General features: G+C 46.2%; 18 protein-coding genes and 1 pseudogene. 14 read left to right on the top strand and 5 right to left on the bottom strand.

What is annotated here, in order from left to right; translation table 11 throughout:
* Nucleotides 1–4: 4 nt before the first annotated feature.
* The 5 genes from fliO to flhB all read left to right on the top strand — a co-directional run bounded on the left by fliO (nt 5) and on the right by flhB (nt 3,486).
* On the top strand, nt 5–397 hold the full coding sequence (gene fliO / locus VRK_RS10345; protein ID WP_059121291.1) for a flagellar biosynthetic protein FliO: 393 nt from the start codon (nt 5–7) through the stop codon (nt 395–397).
* Nucleotides 398–473: 76 nt separating this feature from the next.
* A complete protein-coding gene (gene fliP / locus VRK_RS10340) occupies nt 474–1,262 on the top strand; it encodes a flagellar type III secretion system pore protein FliP (protein ID WP_231735812.1) in 789 nt (262 codons plus the stop codon).
* Nucleotides 1,263–1,271: 9 nt separating this feature from the next.
* Nucleotides 1,272–1,541 (top strand): flagellar biosynthesis protein FliQ, encoded by a 270-nt coding sequence (gene fliQ, locus VRK_RS10335; RefSeq protein ID WP_059121289.1) that lies wholly within the window; start codon nt 1,272–1,274, stop codon nt 1,539–1,541.
* A 10-nt stretch (nt 1,542–1,551) separates the two neighbouring features.
* Nucleotides 1,552–2,343 (top strand): flagellar biosynthetic protein FliR, encoded by a 792-nt coding sequence (gene fliR / locus VRK_RS10330; RefSeq protein WP_059121288.1) that lies wholly within the window; start codon nt 1,552–1,554, stop codon nt 2,341–2,343.
* A gap of 12 nt (nt 2,344–2,355) precedes the next feature.
* Nucleotides 2,356–3,486 carry a flagellar biosynthesis protein FlhB gene (flhB, locus tag VRK_RS10325; protein ID WP_059121287.1) on the top strand — a complete coding sequence of 377 codons (1,131 nt, stop codon included), beginning with the start codon at nt 2,356–2,358 and terminating at the stop codon, nt 3,484–3,486.
* A 60-nt stretch (nt 3,487–3,546) separates the two neighbouring features.
* Here the strand turns inward: flhB and smrB are convergent, their stop codons facing one another.
* Nucleotides 3,547–4,077 carry an endonuclease SmrB gene (gene smrB / locus VRK_RS10320; protein WP_059121286.1) on the bottom strand — a complete coding sequence of 177 codons (531 nt, stop codon included), beginning with the start codon at nt 4,075–4,077 and terminating at the stop codon, nt 3,547–3,549.
* Between the two features lie 62 nt (nt 4,078–4,139).
* Between smrB and prmB the strand changes: the two genes are divergently transcribed.
* The 5 genes from prmB (at nt 4,140) to VRK_RS10295 (ending at nt 8,090) form a co-directional block, all read left to right on the top strand.
* Nucleotides 4,140–5,072: a 50S ribosomal protein L3 N(5)-glutamine methyltransferase gene (gene prmB, locus VRK_RS10315; RefSeq protein ID WP_059121285.1), complete on the top strand. Its 933-nt coding sequence runs from the start codon at nt 4,140–4,142 to the stop codon at nt 5,070–5,072.
* Nucleotides 5,073–5,293: 221 nt separating this feature from the next.
* Entirely contained in the window at nt 5,294–6,379 is a 1,086-nt protein-coding gene (gene aroC / locus VRK_RS10310) for a chorismate synthase (protein WP_059121284.1), read from the top strand.
* A 145-nt stretch (nt 6,380–6,524) separates the two neighbouring features.
* Nucleotides 6,525–7,055 carry an elongation factor P hydroxylase gene (locus VRK_RS10305; RefSeq protein ID WP_059121283.1) on the top strand — a complete coding sequence of 177 codons (531 nt, stop codon included), beginning with the start codon at nt 6,525–6,527 and terminating at the stop codon, nt 7,053–7,055.
* A 109-nt stretch (nt 7,056–7,164) separates the two neighbouring features.
* Complete coding sequence (locus VRK_RS10300; protein WP_059121282.1) at nt 7,165–7,446, top strand: YfcL family protein; 282 nt, start codon at nt 7,165–7,167, stop codon at nt 7,444–7,446.
* A 116-nt stretch (nt 7,447–7,562) separates the two neighbouring features.
* On the top strand, nt 7,563–8,090 hold the full coding sequence (locus VRK_RS10295; protein WP_059122735.1) for an NADPH-dependent FMN reductase: 528 nt from the start codon (nt 7,563–7,565) through the stop codon (nt 8,088–8,090).
* Nucleotides 8,091–8,180: 90 nt separating this feature from the next.
* On the opposite strand, the gene mnmC is transcribed toward VRK_RS10295, so the two are convergent.
* Complete coding sequence (mnmC, locus tag VRK_RS10290) at nt 8,181–10,202, bottom strand: bifunctional tRNA (5-methylaminomethyl-2-thiouridine)(34)-methyltransferase MnmC2/FAD-dependent 5-carboxymethylaminomethyl-2-thiouridine(34) oxidoreductase MnmC1 (RefSeq protein WP_059121281.1); 2,022 nt, start codon at nt 10,200–10,202, stop codon at nt 8,181–8,183.
* 142 nt (nt 10,203–10,344) lie between these two features.
* On the opposite strand from mnmC, the gene fabB reads away from it, so the two are divergent.
* From fabB to VRK_RS10275, 3 genes are all read left to right on the top strand, one after another.
* Nucleotides 10,345–11,556, top strand: coding sequence for a beta-ketoacyl-ACP synthase I (fabB, locus tag VRK_RS10285; protein WP_059121280.1), 1,212 nt, complete (start codon nt 10,345–10,347; stop codon nt 11,554–11,556).
* Nucleotides 11,557–11,748: 192 nt separating this feature from the next.
* Nucleotides 11,749–12,882, top strand: coding sequence for a 4-phosphoerythronate dehydrogenase (locus VRK_RS10280; protein ID WP_059121279.1), 1,134 nt, complete (start codon nt 11,749–11,751; stop codon nt 12,880–12,882).
* Nucleotides 12,879–13,892 (top strand): aspartate-semialdehyde dehydrogenase, encoded by a 1,014-nt coding sequence (locus VRK_RS10275; protein WP_059121278.1) that lies wholly within the window; start codon nt 12,879–12,881, stop codon nt 13,890–13,892. The genes VRK_RS10280 and VRK_RS10275 overlap by 4 nt, the downstream gene beginning before the upstream one ends.
* 43 nt (nt 13,893–13,935) lie before the next feature.
* Here VRK_RS10275 and fcrX read toward each other — a convergent pair whose 3' ends face one another.
* The 3 genes from fcrX to VRK_RS10260 all read right to left on the bottom strand — a co-directional run bounded on the left by fcrX (nt 13,936) and on the right by VRK_RS10260 (nt 16,163).
* Complete coding sequence (gene fcrX, locus VRK_RS10270) at nt 13,936–14,385, bottom strand: ferric iron uptake transcriptional regulator FcrX (RefSeq protein WP_059121277.1); 450 nt, start codon at nt 14,383–14,385, stop codon at nt 13,936–13,938.
* Between the two features lie 268 nt (nt 14,386–14,653).
* Complete coding sequence (gene fldA, locus VRK_RS10265) at nt 14,654–15,181, bottom strand: flavodoxin FldA (RefSeq protein ID WP_059121276.1); 528 nt, start codon at nt 15,179–15,181, stop codon at nt 14,654–14,656.
* 184 nt (nt 15,182–15,365) lie between these two features.
* The gene (locus VRK_RS10260) at nt 15,366–16,163 is read right to left on the bottom strand and encodes an alpha/beta fold hydrolase (RefSeq protein ID WP_059121275.1); all 798 of its coding nucleotides are present in this window, start codon (nt 16,161–16,163) and stop codon (nt 15,366–15,368) included.
* 91 nt (nt 16,164–16,254) lie between these two features.
* Here VRK_RS10260 and VRK_RS21690 point away from each other — a divergent pair.
* Nucleotides 16,255–16,311 (top strand): annotated as a pseudogene (locus VRK_RS21690) (replication initiation negative regulator SeqA); the annotation flags it as partial.
* Between the last annotated feature and the right edge of the window lies 1 nt (nt 16,312).

Genomic DNA, 16,312 nt, shown 5'->3' with positions numbered 1-16,312 from the left:
GTTGATGAAACGATTAATTAGCCTGTTTAGTCTGTTTTTTTGTGCCTTTCCCGCTTGGGCAGAGGTTGGCGACTCCATGAGTATCTTGACGACGCTGGGGTCTCTGGTTTTTGTGATTGCCTTTATTCTGGTACTGGCATTTTTACTCAAAAAGATGCGTTTACCAGCGTTGGGTCATCAAAAAGATCTGATGATCATTCGTCAACTTCCGATTGGAACGAAAGAAAAACTATTGGTTGTTCAGGCAGGAGAAGAGCAGTTTTTAGTCGGAGCGACAAGCCATTCGATTCAATTGATTTCCAAGCTTGAGCAACCGTTGGCATCCGGGTCTCGGACAGTGGAACATCCCTTTGCGGGCCAACTTAATCGGTTTTTGAAAAAGAATGATAAAATATAGCTTCCATTTAGTCACATCGCATTGGAACAGACTGGCCCTTCACGGGCTGGTGCTGTGTTTAGGGTTGTTCTCTGTGATGTCTTGGGCAGCACCAGCTTCTGGAGAGGTTCAGCCTGCCAGTAGTCTGGTCACACAGAGTATTACCGCACAGGGTATTTCAAATACAGCAACGGCCGCTCACTCGAATCAGGCCGGTATTCCTGCGATTACAATGACGACCAATCCTGACGGTAGTCAGGATTATTCGATTAGTTTACAGATTCTCGGTTTAATGACGATGCTCGGCTTCTTGCCGGCATTAGTGATTCTGATGACCTCGTTTACCCGGATTGTGGTCGTTATGTCGATTCTGCGCCAAGCAATGGGATTGCAGCAAACGCCATCAAACCAAGTCATTATCGGGATTGCGTTGTTTCTGACATTTTTTATTATGTCTCCGGTATTTCACCAAGTGAATGAACGCGCGATCCAGCCTTATCTCAATGAGCAGATTAATGCGAGACAAGCCTTTGATGAAGCGCAAAAACCGATGCGAGCTTTCATGCTCAAGCAGACACGGGTTAAAGATTTAGAAACGTTTGTCAATATGTCCGGCTCGCAGGCAACCGATCCGCAAGATGTCGAAATGACGGTATTGATTCCGGCCTTTATTACCTCTGAGTTAAAAACAGCTTTTCAGATCGGGTTTATGTTGTTTCTTCCTTTTTTGGTGATCGATTTGGTTGTTGCTTCGGTCTTGATGGCAATGGGGATGATGATGTTGTCTCCTATGATTGTTTCTTTGCCATTCAAGCTGATGTTGTTTGTGTTGGTCGATGGATGGAACCTGATTCTATCGACACTCGCAGGCAGTTTTGCACTTTAGGGGGAGACAATGACACCAGAAGCTTTTGTTGAAATATTCCGCGATGCTTTATGGATTGTATTACTAATGGTTTCGGCAATCATTGTGCCCGGTTTATTGATTGGTTTAGCGGTTGCAGTCTTTCAGGCTGCGACCTCGATTAACGAGCAGACCCTCAGCTTTCTCCCCCGTTTAATCGTGACATTGCTGGCGTTGATGCTGTTTGCCCATTGGATGACTCGGATTTTAATGGAGTTCTTTTATTCCATGATTGATCGTTTACCCCAAATCCTCTATTGAGGCACCCGTGATGACATATCCGGCAAACCTGATTTTAGATTGGATCGCCACATATTTTTGGCCGCTGACTCGGATCTCTGCCATGTTGATGGTGATGACTGTGACAGGGGCGCGGTTTGTCACTGCCCGCATTCGTCTCTACCTTGGCATTGCCATCACATTTGCCATCATGCCGGCGATTCCGGCTGTTCCCTCAAATATTGAACTGCTTTCCCTGCCGGGATTCATGATTACGTTTGAGCAAATTGTCATTGGCGTGGCGATGGGAACGGTGACGCAGTTTATGATTCAGACATTTGTCATGCTGGGTCAAATTATCGGGATGCAATCGAGCTTGGGCTTTGCCTCAATGGTTGACCCCGCTAACGGCCAAAATACACCGCTACTGGGGCAGTTTTTTATGTTTCTGGCGACGATGTTTTTTCTGGCCAGTGACGGGCATTTAAAGATGCTTCAACTGATTGCCTTTAGTTTTAAATCATTACCGATTGGTCAAGGGGGGCTGACATCCGTTGACTTTCGCGAATTGGCGTTGTGGTTTGGCATTATATTTAAAGTCGCATTGACGATGTCTCTTTCCGGCATTATTGCCTTATTGACCGTCAATCTTTCGTTTGGCGTCATGACTCGGGCAGCACCACAGTTGAATATTTTTTCTCTTGGCTTTGCTTTTGCGCTTATGGTCGGATTACTACTGTGCTGGTACATTGTTACCGGGCTGTACAGTCATTATGAGATTTTCTGGGAGCAGGGGCAGGCTCAGATTTGTCGCTTGATACGACTGGATTGTCAGGCACCTTAAGGAGGACAGACTATGGCTGAGTCTGACGGACAAGAACGTACCGAAGAAGCCACACCCCGAAGGCGAGAACAGGCAAAAGAGAAAGGGCAGGTTGCCCGTTCGAAGGAGTTAGCGTCGGTATCGGTACTGGTCGTTGGTGCGATTGCGCTGATGTGGTTCGGGGAAAGTTTAGCGAAAGCTTTGTATCTGACGATGGGGCGGCTATTTACCTTGAGCCGCGAAGAGATCTTTGACCTGCCTAAACTGTTTGATGTTTTATCCGGATCACTGGTGACGCTAATCTTGCCCATGGTGTTGGTTCTGGTAACGCTATTTATTGCTGCGCTCCTCGGTGCAACCGGTGTCGGTGGGATTTCTTTTTCGGCAGAAGCTGCCCGCCCTAAAATGTCAAAATTGAACCCGCTGAGTGGACTCAAACGGATGTTTGGTTTGCAAAGCTGGGTCGAATTACTGAAATCTATTTTAAAAGTCACACTGGTTGCCGGTGCGGCTTTCTTTTTGATTGAGAGTCAGAAAGTGGATCTATTTCAGCTGAGTCTGGATGCGTTCCCGCAAAATATTTATCACGCGTTGCAGATTTTATTGAATTTCGTCCTATTGATTAGTTGCTCTTTACTCATTGTGGTCGCTATTGATATTCCTTTTCAAATTTGGCAGCACGCCAATCAGTTAAAAATGACCAAACAGGAAGTCAAAGATGAATACAAAGACACGGAAGGAAAACCTGAAGTCAAAGGTCGGATCCGAATGTTGCAAAGAGAAGCGGCACAGCGACGAATGATGGCTGATGTGCCTCAAGCGGATGTGATTATCACCAACCCGGAACATTTCTCTGTGGCACTACGGTATAAACAAAATAGTGATAAAGCACCGATTGTGGTGGCTAAAGGTATTGATCACCTTGCCCTGAAAATCCGGGAAGTGGCCAGAGAGCATGAGATTGAAATTGTGCCGGCACCACCGTTGGCTCGTGCGCTTTACCATACCACCGAATTAGAGCAGGAAATCCCAGATGGCTTGTTTTTAGCGGTGGCTCAAGTCTTGGCTTATGTGTTTCAGTTGCGACAGTATCGGCGACGCGGTGGTAAACGGCCAAAACTCAATGAAGAAGCAATGACCATTCCAACCGATATGGATTATTAGTATCCGGTGGGGATGTTGAGCGCGTTATTTTTTGTATTGCCGCGCTTTGTTTTTCGGACTCTATTTCTCAGGAACAGACAGCAGTACCAGTAACGCGCCATCACCGCCAAATTCCATCGGGGCCTGATGGAAAGCCATCACATCAGGGTGCTGGGCTAGCCACAGAGGAACTTTCTGTTTCAGAATGTGTTTGCCAATACCATGCTGAACACCGGCACAATGGATGCCTTCTTTAATACAGTAGGCGATCATCGCAGCCAGCTCTCTTTTTGCTTCTTTTTGAGTCATGCCGTGCATATCCAGAAAAACGTCCGGCACATAAACGCCGCGACGTAGCCGCTTGACCTCATATTTGGAAACGTCACTGCGTGCGTAGCGCGTTGGTCCCTCCTGATCAAGATGAGGCACGAATTCATCAGAAAAATAGAACTCATTGTCATTGGTATTATGAATGTTACGGCGTGCTAAATTTTGTTTGGTATTTCTGTTTGGTTGCCGGACTATGGTATCCTGATGCAACTTTTTTACGCCCTTTACTGCATCGTTGAATAAGGTTGAGTCATCATCCTGATATGGGTCGTGGTCACTCATTCGCTGTTCATATGTTTGTTAAATACGGATAAGCAGTATTGTAGCGCTTTTTGGAGGCAATTTTGGATAAGATTTTTGTCGATGAGGCGGTCGCTGAGCTTCATACACTTCAGGATATGATTCGTTGGGCGGTCAGCCGCTTTAACGCTGCCGGATTATTTTACGGTCACGGCACCGATAATGCTTGGGATGAAGCGGTTCAGTTGATTTTACCCACTTTATATCTGCCGATCGATGTGCCTTCACATGTATTAAATTCTCGTCTGACGATGAGTGAAAGAGCTGGTATTGTCGAACGGGTGATTCAGCGTATTAAAGAACGCAAGCCAGTTGCTTATTTGACCAATAAGGCTTGGTTTTGTGGGTTGGAGTTTTTTGTCGATGAGCGGGTACTGGTGCCGCGCTCTCCGATTGGTGAGTTGATTGAAAATCAGTTTCAGCCTTGGCTGACGGAAACACCGAATAAAATCATGGATCTCTGTACGGGGAGTGGCTGTATTGCCATTGCATGTGCGCATATGTTCCCCGAGGCGGAAGTGGATGCCGTTGATATTTCTACCGATGCTCTGGCTGTTGCCGAAATCAATATCCAGGATCATGGCTTGGAACAGCAAGTCTTCCCGATGCGTTCTGATTTGTTCAGAGACTTACCTAAAGCCACTTATGAGTTGATTGTCTCTAATCCGCCTTATGTTGATCAGGAAGACATGGATTCGTTGCCGCAAGAATTTGAGCATGAACCGGCACTCGGTTTGGCAGCCGGGGTGGATGGATTAGAATTAGTCCGTCGAATCCTTGCTAATGCACCGGATTATTTGACCGAGCAAGGGATCTTGATCTGCGAAGTCGGCAATTCGATGGTTCACATGATGGCACAGTATCCGGATATTCCGTTCACTTGGCTGGAATTTTCCAACGGTGGTCATGGGGTCTTTATGCTGACTCGCCAACAGTTAGTTGAATGTGCTGATCATTTTGCTGACTATCGTGATTAAAGCTATCTGCGGAATTAAAGCTATCCGGTGAGAGAAGCGCGCTGGGCTTTACAACAAATCAGAATCAAGCGACTATGAGGCCATATTTAAGTGAATATGGGTCTCATGAACCGGATGGGTTCGCCAGACACCACCATGAATGAAAATAAAAATCGCCATTTAGCGAAGAAAATAGTGATTCAGAAAATTGTTAACCACAACATGAATAAACAGGAAAGTGCATGGCAGGAAATAGTATCGGGCAACATTTCCGTGTAACGACGTTTGGAGAAAGTCACGGTCTTGCTCTGGGATGTATCGTTGACGGATGCCCACCAGGGCTCGAACTGACAGAAGCTGATCTGCAAATCGATCTCGACAGACGTCGTCCGGGAACATCACGTTACACCACACAACGGCGGGAACCGGATGAAGTGAAAATTTTGTCCGGGGTATTCGAGGGTAAAACGACCGGCACCTCGATTGGGTTGTTGATTGAAAATACCGATCAGCGGTCGAAAGATTATTCAGAGATTCAAGATAAATTCCGCCCTGGACATGCTGATTATACTTACTACCAAAAGTATGGCATTCGGGATTATCGCGGCGGTGGTCGCTCTTCAGCGCGTGAAACTGCAATGCGAGTTGCTGCCGGTGCGGTTGCCAAGAAATATCTTCGTCAGGCGTACGGCATTGAAATTCGGGCCTATCTGTCACAAATGGGCGATATCTCCATCGATAAAGTTGATTGGGATGAAATTGAAAACAACGCTTTTTTCTGCCCGGATATTGATAAAGTCGAACAATTTGACGCACTGATTCGAGACCTGAAAAAGCAGGGTGACTCTATTGGTGCCAAAATTCAGGTTGTGGCGACATCAGTACCCGTTGGCTTGGGAGAGCCGGTGTTTGACCGTTTGGATGCGGATATTGCGCACGCATTAATGAGTATCAATGCGGTCAAAGGCGTTGAAATTGGTGACGGTTTTGCAGTTGTTCAGCAAAAAGGGAGTCAGCACCGGGATACATTATCACCGCAAGGCTTCGGCAGTAATCATGCCGGTGGGGTGCTGGGCGGTATTTCGACGGGGCAGGATATTGTTGCGAATATCGCGCTGAAACCGACTTCCAGTATTACGGTTCCCGGAGACACCATCACCAAAACGGGTGAGAAAACGCAATTGATTACCAAAGGGCGTCATGACCCATGTGTCGGGATTCGTGCGGTGCCGATTGCAGAAGCGATGCTGGCGATTGTCTTGATGGATCACCTGTTGCGTCATCGCGGTCAAAACCAGCATGTGGTGACTGAGACACCGAAAATCTGACCCACTCATTATCTATTATCTTGCGTATTGTTCGCAAAACCTTGCTTGAATGCCCTCTTCTGAGGGCATTTTTTATGGTGAGACTTTACCTCTCGTGGGAAAAACTGGAAAATGCACGCTGTCGTCACAACAGATCAAGTAAATTATGGTTCATCGATATCAGGACTTAATCAACATTTTTAACCGAACCTTTGCTGAGCGTTATCAAACGCATCTGGTACTGGGAGATGATGAACCCATCTATTTACCGGCTGATGATTCAGTGCCTTATCACCGGATTATTTTCGCGCATGGTTTTTATGCATCCGCACTGCATGAGATTGCGCACTGGTGTGTTGCAGGTCCTGAGCGACGCCGGTTGGAAGATTTTGGCTATTGGTATGAACCGGATGGTCGGACTCGTGAAGTTCAGGCAGCTTTTGAGCAGGTTGAAATTCGCCCTCAGGCTTACGAATGGATTCTGTCGGTCAGTGCCGGCTTTCCCTTTTCTGTAAGTTGTGACAATCTGAATGGCGATTTTGAGCCGGATCGGCTGCAATTTATGGTAAAAGTCCATGCTGAGGTGATGCAGATTCTTGGTCAGGGGTTGCCCGAACGGGTTGGTCTTCTTGCCGAAGCATTGCGGAGTTTTTATCAGACTGCTCCGTTGTCTCCGGCATTATTTGTTGTGAAATAATGTCAGTCTGACATTGTCTCTTTTCAGGTCATATAGTAACCCGACTGAGATAATTGTATGGTTGCGCTGTCAAACAGTCCGTCACTATAGTGGCAATGAAGAGTATAAAATGATTATTGAATTTGAAGAAAAAATGCTGGCATTGATCGATGATGGCATTGTACACGCCTCTGATGATGAACTATTTGCCGGTGGTTATCTGCGTGGGCATATTTCACTGGCTGCGGCATCATGTGAAGATGAAGGTATTACCGAACTGGCTGAGCTGAAAGCACGGATCGAAACAAGTCTGGATAACGCCCGTTCTGAGCTGGCACCGGCGGATCGAGTGATTGTACAACAATTATGGCAAAGGCTTCTGTCTCAAATGAACTTCGCGAAGGCGCCATAGATACCTGTGACGGTAGTTCTAATTATTTGAATGTATCTATACAAATTTTGCGGTTGTTGCCATGACGATCAAGGCTTATTCTGAGCATGTTCTAAGATGATAGAGAGGTAATGACGGTGAAAATTATTGCGTTTGGTGCGAGTACCAGTTCAACTTCGATTAATAAAGCATTAGCAACTTATGCGGCAAATTTAGTCGCGGACGCTGAAGTTCAAGTAATTGATATTAAAAACTATTCAGTGCCGATGTTTAGCGAAGATCTAGAAAAAGAGATCGGCCATGCAGAAGGCGCTAAGGCCTTTCTTGATGATTTGTCACAGGCGGATGCATTTGTTATTTCTTTCGCGGAGCACAATGGCCATCATCCGGCAGCGTATAAGAATTTGTTTGACTGGGCGACCCGAATTGATCGGGATATCTTCAAGAGCAAACCAGCCGTTTATTTAGCAACCTCTCCGGGCCCCGGTGGGGCTCAGTCAGTATTGGCTGCCGCAACAGCTTCTGCCGGCTTTTTTGGTGGTGATGTAAAAGCATCGATTTCCGTACCGAGCTTTTACGACAATTTTGACATGGAAAAAGGCCAAGTCACTAACGCAGCCATTGCGGCTGAAATTGAGCAAGCGGTTAAAACGTTACAGGGATAATCGTTTCAAGACCTGATTATTGTGGCCTCGGTCAAACATTAATCACCCAGGGGGACCTCGGGTGATTTTTTATGTGTTTGACCGGGAAAATTATGATGCCGCAACTGCTTTGCCTTTGCGCAGTTTTCTGACCCACATTCGGCTGGGATGAATGCGTTCCAGTAAATCAACCGATAGCGGCAGTGGATCACCACACATGATAGAGGCAAGGCACTCTGCCAGCAGCGGCGCAGAGCTTAGCCCTCTGGAGCCGAGCCCTAACATCCCGTAGAGGTGTGGATAATGATGGATTTGGGGGGCGGACTGAGCCGTTTGTGTAACCAATGCATGATACTGTGTTTTGATGGTTGGCAAATCACCCAGATTTCCCGCAAAAGGCAGATGATCGCGGCTAACACAGCGAATCCCTTGTCTTGACTGATTGTGCGATATATCGACTTCGTCTGGCCATGACTGGTCGGGGATACAGCTTTGCAGCTTGTCTCGATTTTGTGTTTGCGCTGCCGGATCAAAGTGAGTGTCAAGATTCTGGCGATCATAACTGGCACCAATACAATGCTGTTGGTTGGCAGGATTGACGGGCGTCATATAACCATCGTAACAGAGCACAGTATTGAGATGCTTGAGCGTATCCGTGGTCGGGATATGACTGACCTGACCTTTTACTTGTGCGAGTGGTAGTGTCTGAGTCTGGGAAAATTGGTCAAACTGGTGCCCGTTGGCAATGACGACACATTGATGACGAAAGATTTGATCCGCACTATGGAGTTGCCAGACTGCTGCCTGTTCATCCCAGTGGAGTTGATCAATTTTAGTGTTGAAATGGGTTCGGAGCCGGCCGGATGCCTGTAACGATGACAGTAGTTGCCCGGTGAGTTGTGCCGGACAAACCCAGCCACCGAGCGGATAATAGAGACTTTCCGCTGTAACCGGTAAACCGAGCGTTGCTGATGTCTGGTGTGAATCCAGACCTGTCACCAGTTCTTGGGGAAAACGGCCTGTCGCGATGGGTTTCAATTTCTTGCACGCCTGCTCATTCCACATCAGTTGGGTCACACCACACCATTGGTAATCAAAATCGAGACCGTCACTGCGCTGCTGTTCTACAAATTGTCGCGCATATAAAAAACTTGCGGCAAAAAAGCGAGATAATGGATCGTGTTGGCTATTCAACAGCGGATAGATAGCACCTTGACGATTGCCTGATGCACCTTGCGCCGCTTGGTCATCTTGGCAATAGAGTGTGACCTGAATGCCCCGGCGGCTTAAGGTTTTTGCCAATGTGGCGCCGGCGATCCCGCCACCGATAATGGCCACATCCGATAAATCAGCAACTGACTGGTGGGCATACCACGGCAGCATATTGGTGAATCCGGTCGGTGTTTCCAGATTGCCGACCAACATTTCTCGTTTGGTACCGAACCCTTTAACTTTCTGCATGGTAAAACCGGCTTCCATTAACCCGCGGCGAACAAAGCCTGCGGCCGTAAACGTTGCACACGTTGCATCCGCTTTAGCCAGTTTTGCCATGTGATCAAACAACTGCTGATTCCACATGTCAGGGTTTTTGCTCGGCGCAAAACCATCGAGGAACCACGCATCAATCAAGCCTTCCTGAGGGACGGGGACTAACGGCATACAGTCATGAATATCCCCGAACCACAGATCAAGCGTGACAGCACCGTCAGCAAATGTCATTCGATGGCATTCCGGCACTGCCAGCGGGTAATATTGCTGGAGCTCTGCAGCATACTCTGCCAGTTCAGGCCAGGCTTGATGTGCTTTGATTAAATCATCCCGACTCACCGGATACTTTTCAAAACTGATGAAATGGAGTGACTGGAGAGAAGCGTCCGGATGCTGACGGTGAAACTGATCAAATGCTTGCCAGGTAGCGAGAAAATTAAGCCCTGTCCCGAATCCTGTTTCTCCAATCACAAATCTTGACCGATTTAAATGATTCCAGCGTTCAGGTAATTGATTTTTTTGAAGAAAAACGTATCTTGTTTCCTCAAGTCCATTCACATTCGAGAAATAGACGTCGTCAAACTCTCCGGATACGGGAGTTCCGGCCTCGTTCCAGTCAAGTTTGGCGTTGGTTATTCTAGTCATAGCTGTGTTTTTCTTTTATGGGCGGTATACTAACGGTGAATGAATTGTACGAATTTCTTGGAAAGCTGACCACTTCAATAAACTTTGTCGGCTATCATCTTATGCGAAATCATACGAATTTTTTAAAGAATAGGGATCTTATATGAAACGAGTTGTAATAACCGGTATGGGTATTGTTTCCAGTATCGGTAACAATGTCGAAGAAGTTCTGGCATCTCTGAGAGCTGGAAAATCAGGTATTACAGCGTCTGAGCAATTCAAAGAGAAAGGTCTGCGCTCTCAAGTATGGGGTGATCTGAAAATTGATCCGTCCACGCTGATTGATCGTAAGCAAATGCGGTTTATGGGAGACGCTGCTGCTTATGCCTATCTGGCACTTGAACAAGCGATTGCCGATGCCGGATTAACACCAGAGATGGTTTCAAATGACAGAACTGGTGTGGTTGCCGGTTCTGGCGGTGCATCAGCACTGAACCAATCTCTTGCTATCGATACATTGCGTGAGAAAGGGGTCAAACGAGTTGGTCCTTATATGGTTACAAGAACAATGTCATCGACAGTTTCTGCCTGTCTGGCGACGCCATTTAAGATTCGCGGTGTCAACTATAGTATGAGTTCCGCATGTTCGACGTCTGCTCACTGTATCGGTCATGCCTCAGAACTCATTCAGCTTGGTAAGCAGGATATTGTCTTTGCCGGTGGTGGTGAAGAACTCGACTGGACGATGACCATGATGTTTGATGCGATGGGTGCATTGTCAACCAAGTATAATGATACACCTGATCGTGCTTCTCGTACCTATGATGCAGATCGGGATGGATTTGTCATTTCCGGTGGTGGCGGCATGGTTGTCGTGGAAGAGCTGGAACATGCGTTGGCTCGTGGGGCGACCATCTATGGTGAAATCGTGGGTTACGGTGCCACTTCTGATGGTTATGACATGGTAGCCCCCTCTGGTGAAGGTGCTGTGCGTTGTATGAAGATGGCGATGCAGAATGTTGATCGAGTCGATTACATCAACACGCATGGGACATCAACACCTGCCGGTGATGTTAAAGAGCTCCACGCGATTCAGGAAGTGTTCAGTGGAAAAAGCCCTGCGATCTCAGCAACAAAAGCAATGACAGGTCATGCGCTGGGTGCGGCTGGGGTCCATGAAGCTATTTATTCTCTGCTGATGCTCCATCATAACTTTGTCGCACCAAGTGTGAATATCGAGAATCTTGATGAAGCAGCACATGGGTTAGATATTGTCACTGAGGGTAGAGAGCAGGAACTGACAACGGTGATGTCGAACAGTTTTGGGTTCGGCGGGACCAATGCAACCTTGCTGATGCGTAAATATCAGGGCTAATTGAGTCAGGGTTTCTTGCACTGCTATGCGTGCAGTGATTGAGTCTCTGTCAGTCCAATCGTATTCGGATTGAACCATTCAATACTCGGTGTCATACGATACCGAGTATTTTTTCGTATAGAACATTTATATCGAACCGTGTTCCGACTTTCTGTACAATCCCTCTTTATTTCGAAAAAGATGATGTCAGGTATGAAAATCCTCATAGATGAAAATATGCCTTATGCTGAAGAACTATTCAGCCAATTGGGTGATGTGATTCTAAAATCCGGACGTGATTTAACTGCTGATGACTTAGTGGATGTTGATGCTTTAATGATTCGCTCCGTGACGAAGGTCAATGATGCATTATTGCAAAAGGCCGATAAGCTCAAATTTGTCGGTACCGCGACAGCGGGTATGGACCATGTTGATCAGAAGCTTTTGCAGGAACGGGGAATTTTCTTTACCGCTGCGCCGGGGTGTAACAAAGTTGGGGTTGCCGAATATGTATTCAGTGTTCTGATGGTGCTTGCACAACAGCAGGGATTCTCTGTTTTTGATAAAACTGTCGGCATTATCGGTGCCGGGCAGGTTGGCAGCTATCTTGCGGACTGTCTGCGTGGTATTGGGTTAAACGTATTACTCAATGATCCTCCCAAAGAAGCTGAAGGTGATCCGCGCCAGTTTACTGAACTGGAAACGCTGTTGGAAACAGCCGATGTGATTACCTTACACACCCCGCTGGTGAAAGATGGCGCTTGGCCTACTTATCACCTGATGGATGCGCGACGGCTTAACAATTTGCGGGCCGACCAGATTCTCATTAATGCAGCACGGGGTCCAATTGTTGACAATGCCGCATTGAAATACCGTTTGCAGCAACAGGATGGGTTCACCGCGGTTTTAGATGTATTTGAGTTTGAACCGGAAGTTGATATGGCGTTGTTACCATTACTCGCTTTTGCGACGCCACATATTGCCGGTTACGGGTTAGAAGGCAAAGCTCGTGGAACAACGATGATTTTTAACAGCTATTGTACTTTCCTCGGTTACGATCTTTGGGCGAGTCCGAATAATCTTTTACCGGTTGCACCGATCTCTGAAGTTTGTCTGTCCCATGCTTGGGATGAAGCGACGTTGGTGAATTTGATCCATTTAGTCTATGACGTTCGCCGGGACGATGCGCTGTTTAGACGAGTGATTAATCAACCGGGTGCTTTTGATGCCATGCGTAAAAACTATTGGGATCGTCGTGAATACGGTGCAATAAAAATAACTGGTCAGCAAAACTGTCATTTGAGTCCGCTGTCAGAATTAGGTTTCCAGATTGAGGTAACACCATGAGTCAAAAATTTAACGTTGTTGTTTTCGGTGCCACAGGTGCTGTCGGTGAGACAATGATTGAAGTGCTTCGGGAACGCCAGTTTCCTATAGAAACACTCTTTTTGCTTGCGAGTGAGCGCAGCGAAGGAAAAAGCTACCGGTTTAACGGCAAGTCAGTGTATGTCCAGAACGTTGAAGATTTTGACTGGTCTCAGGCACATATTGCTCTCTTTTCTGCGGGGGGGAAACTGTCGGAAAAATGGGCACCAATCGCTGCGGATGCAGGTGTCGTCGTCATCGATAATACATCTCAGTTCCGCTATGACTATGATGTACCGCTGGTTGTACCCGAAGTGAATCCTGAAGCCATTGCTGAATTCCGTAACCGGAACATTATTGCCAATCCAAATTGTTCAACAATACAGATGTTGGTTGCGTTAAAGCCGATTCATGATGCCGTCGGTATTGAACGCATCAATGTTTCGACCTATCAATCGGTTTCCGGTGCCGGAAAATCGGGCGTGGATGAGTTAGCCGGGCAAACTGCCAGGCTGTTGAATGGAGTACCTGCGGAGCCAAACCAGTTCAGCCAACAGATTGCATTCAACTGCATTCCTCAGATTGATGCCTTTATGGATAATGGTTATACACGTGAAGAAATGAAAATGGTGTGGGAAACACAGAAAATTTTCAATGATCCAACGATTCAGGTCAATCCAACTTGTGTTCGGGTACCGGTGTTCTACGGCCATGCGGAAGCGTTGCATGTGGAAACCCGGGCACCGATTGATGCGGAGCAGGTGGCTGATTTACTGCGTCAGTCTGAGAATATCGAGGTGTTCTCCGGAGAAGAGTTTCCGACGCAGGTTGGTAATGCTGGCGGACAGGATAATGTTTTTGTCGGCAGAATCCGTAATGATATCAGCCACCATCAGGGTATTAATTTATGGGTCGTTGCTGATAATGTCCGTAAAGGGGCGGCAACCAATGCGGTTCAGATTGCAGAAATTCTCGTTCGGGATTACTTGTAATTGATGATGAGATAAAAAACCACCGATTTATCGGTGGTTTTTTTTAAAACTTACGCTTATGAGCGTTGGGGTTGTCTTTACAGCTCCCTTCACGACATTTACCGTAAAGATAAAGACTGTGGTTTGTCAGTTGTACATTATATTGAGAAGCAATTTCTCTTTGGCGTTCTTCAATCACTTCATCAGAGAATTCAATCACTTCGCCACAATCGAGGCAAACAAGGTGATCATGATGTTCTTGTGTTGATAGTTCAAATACAGATTTTCCGCCTTCGAAGTGATGGCGGGTAACGATACCGGCATCGTCAAATTGGTTTAGAACACGATAAACGGTAGCCAGACCAATCTCTTCGCCAAGATCAATCAATTTCTTATACAGTTCTTCAGCACTAATATGCTGGCACTCCGGCTGCTGCAAAACTTCGAGAATTTTTAACCGAGGGAGAGTGACCTTCAGGCCCGCATCCTTGAGTGCTTGGTTGTTATCAGACATATATTTTCCTGTTGATGATCTGCATCAGTCACAGTGTTTCATGATTTGAATTATTATAGGTTAGTCATCGCAAACAATAAACCACTAACTTTTAAAGGATATTGTGTCTTTCCTGAGAGCGTGACAGACTGTGCAGTTTGTTCCATATATAGATGCGAGTGATAGTTGTACTTTATAAGATCCACCGATAAATAAAAAGACCTGAACTGTCAAAGCTTGTCCAAAATTTGGACATTCATTGCAAGCACAGGTCTTTTATCGATAAAAATCAATCTTCTAACTCAGAAAGACACATTTCATCGTAGACTTGGTTGACCCAGTGATTCACGCGATCTTCAGTGAGTTCCGGCTGGCGATCTTCATCAATACATAGACCGACAAAATGGTTGTCATCCACCAGTGCTTTGGATGCTTCAAATTCATAGCCTTCCGTCGGCCAATGACCAATGATGGTTGCACCTTTGCTTTCAATGATATCTCGAACTGTTCCCATGGCATCACAGAAATATTCAGCATAGTCTTCTTGATCGCCACAGCCAAAGATTGCAACAAGTTTCGTTGAAAAATCAATGCCCTCAAGCTCCGGGAAAAAATCATCCCAATCGCACTGTGCTTCACCGTAGTACCAAGTGGGGATGCCAAATAGCAGTAAGTCAAAGTTGTCTATGTCCTCTTTACTGCTTTTTGCAATATCTTGCACATGAACTAATTTTGTACCAAGTTGCTTTTGAATCATTTTTGCAACGGCTTCAGTATTACCTGTATCACTACCAAAGAAGATACCTACACTTGCCATAAAATCATTACCCTATATATGTGTCGTCTACTTATGGGATAGAACCCTGAAAATTCATCTCTGCATGATTGTCATCATGTGCGATTCGTCATCGCATTATCTGGATTGAGTAACTCAGTACGCCCATTTCGATCTGATGATTGCGCGAACTATACCACTGTTGTCCGTTAAAGTTAATGCACCATCAGGAAGTGGGCTGTTGGTGGATTCCGTTGTCACTGAATAAGAATTTACGGATAACTCTCAGGACGTCCTGAGGTTTCTCTGCGTGAAGCCAATGCCCGGTGTTCGCAATGATATGCGCTTTTGCATGAGGGAATTGTTTCATAATCGGACCTTGAGCATCTGGACCAATATAATCTGAATCTCCGCCTTTCAGAAAGAGTGTCGGTATTTGGACTGGTTGAATCGGCTGCCAGTCAAGAATATGCTCGTAATTGTTATAGAGTGCCTCAACCTGAAAACGCCATGTCATTTTGTCATCGTTTTTGTAGAGCGACTTACCTAAAAATTGGCGGACCGATTCTTGTTCAATATGCTGAGCAAGAAGCTGCATCGCGGCTTCTCGGTTTGGCGGGTGTTTTTTCAGTACAGCGAATAATCCGGTAAACACGTCATCGTGATGGCGTTCATGATATTTCAGCGGAGCCATGTCGATGATAACCAATTTACTGATGAGCTGAGGATTGAGGGCTGCCAGCTTCATGGCAACTTTCCCACCCATTGAATGACCGATTAATATTACCGGTGGGAGATCAAGTGACCGGATCAGGCTGGCAACATCTTCAGCCATCAACTCATAATCATGCGCTGTCGCTTGAAAAGAAAGCCCGTGGTTTCTTAAATCGGGACGAATGACTTGATAGTCATTTTTTAGGTCACGGGCCAGTAAACCAAGATTATCCAAGCTGCCGAACAGTCCGTGTAGCAGGATAATCGGTGACCCATCCCCTTCAATTTTATAGTGAAGTTGTGTAGACATTTTCTCTGTTTGTATTCGGTTTATCGTGGTGTATCGTAAAAGATCTCGCTATAATCCCAAAGAGTTTAAACATAGAGATTGTGAAAAGCGAATGAAAACAATTGAGGTTGATGAGGAATTATACCGTTATATTGCGAGTCAGACATGCC

This window comes from Vibrio sp. MEBiC08052 (assembly GCF_001506075.1).
Classification (GTDB): Bacteria; Pseudomonadota; Gammaproteobacteria; order Enterobacterales; family Vibrionaceae; genus Vibrio.
The sequence above is the reverse complement of the archived record's forward strand: the minus strand, read 5'-3'. Positions and strand labels throughout refer to the sequence as shown.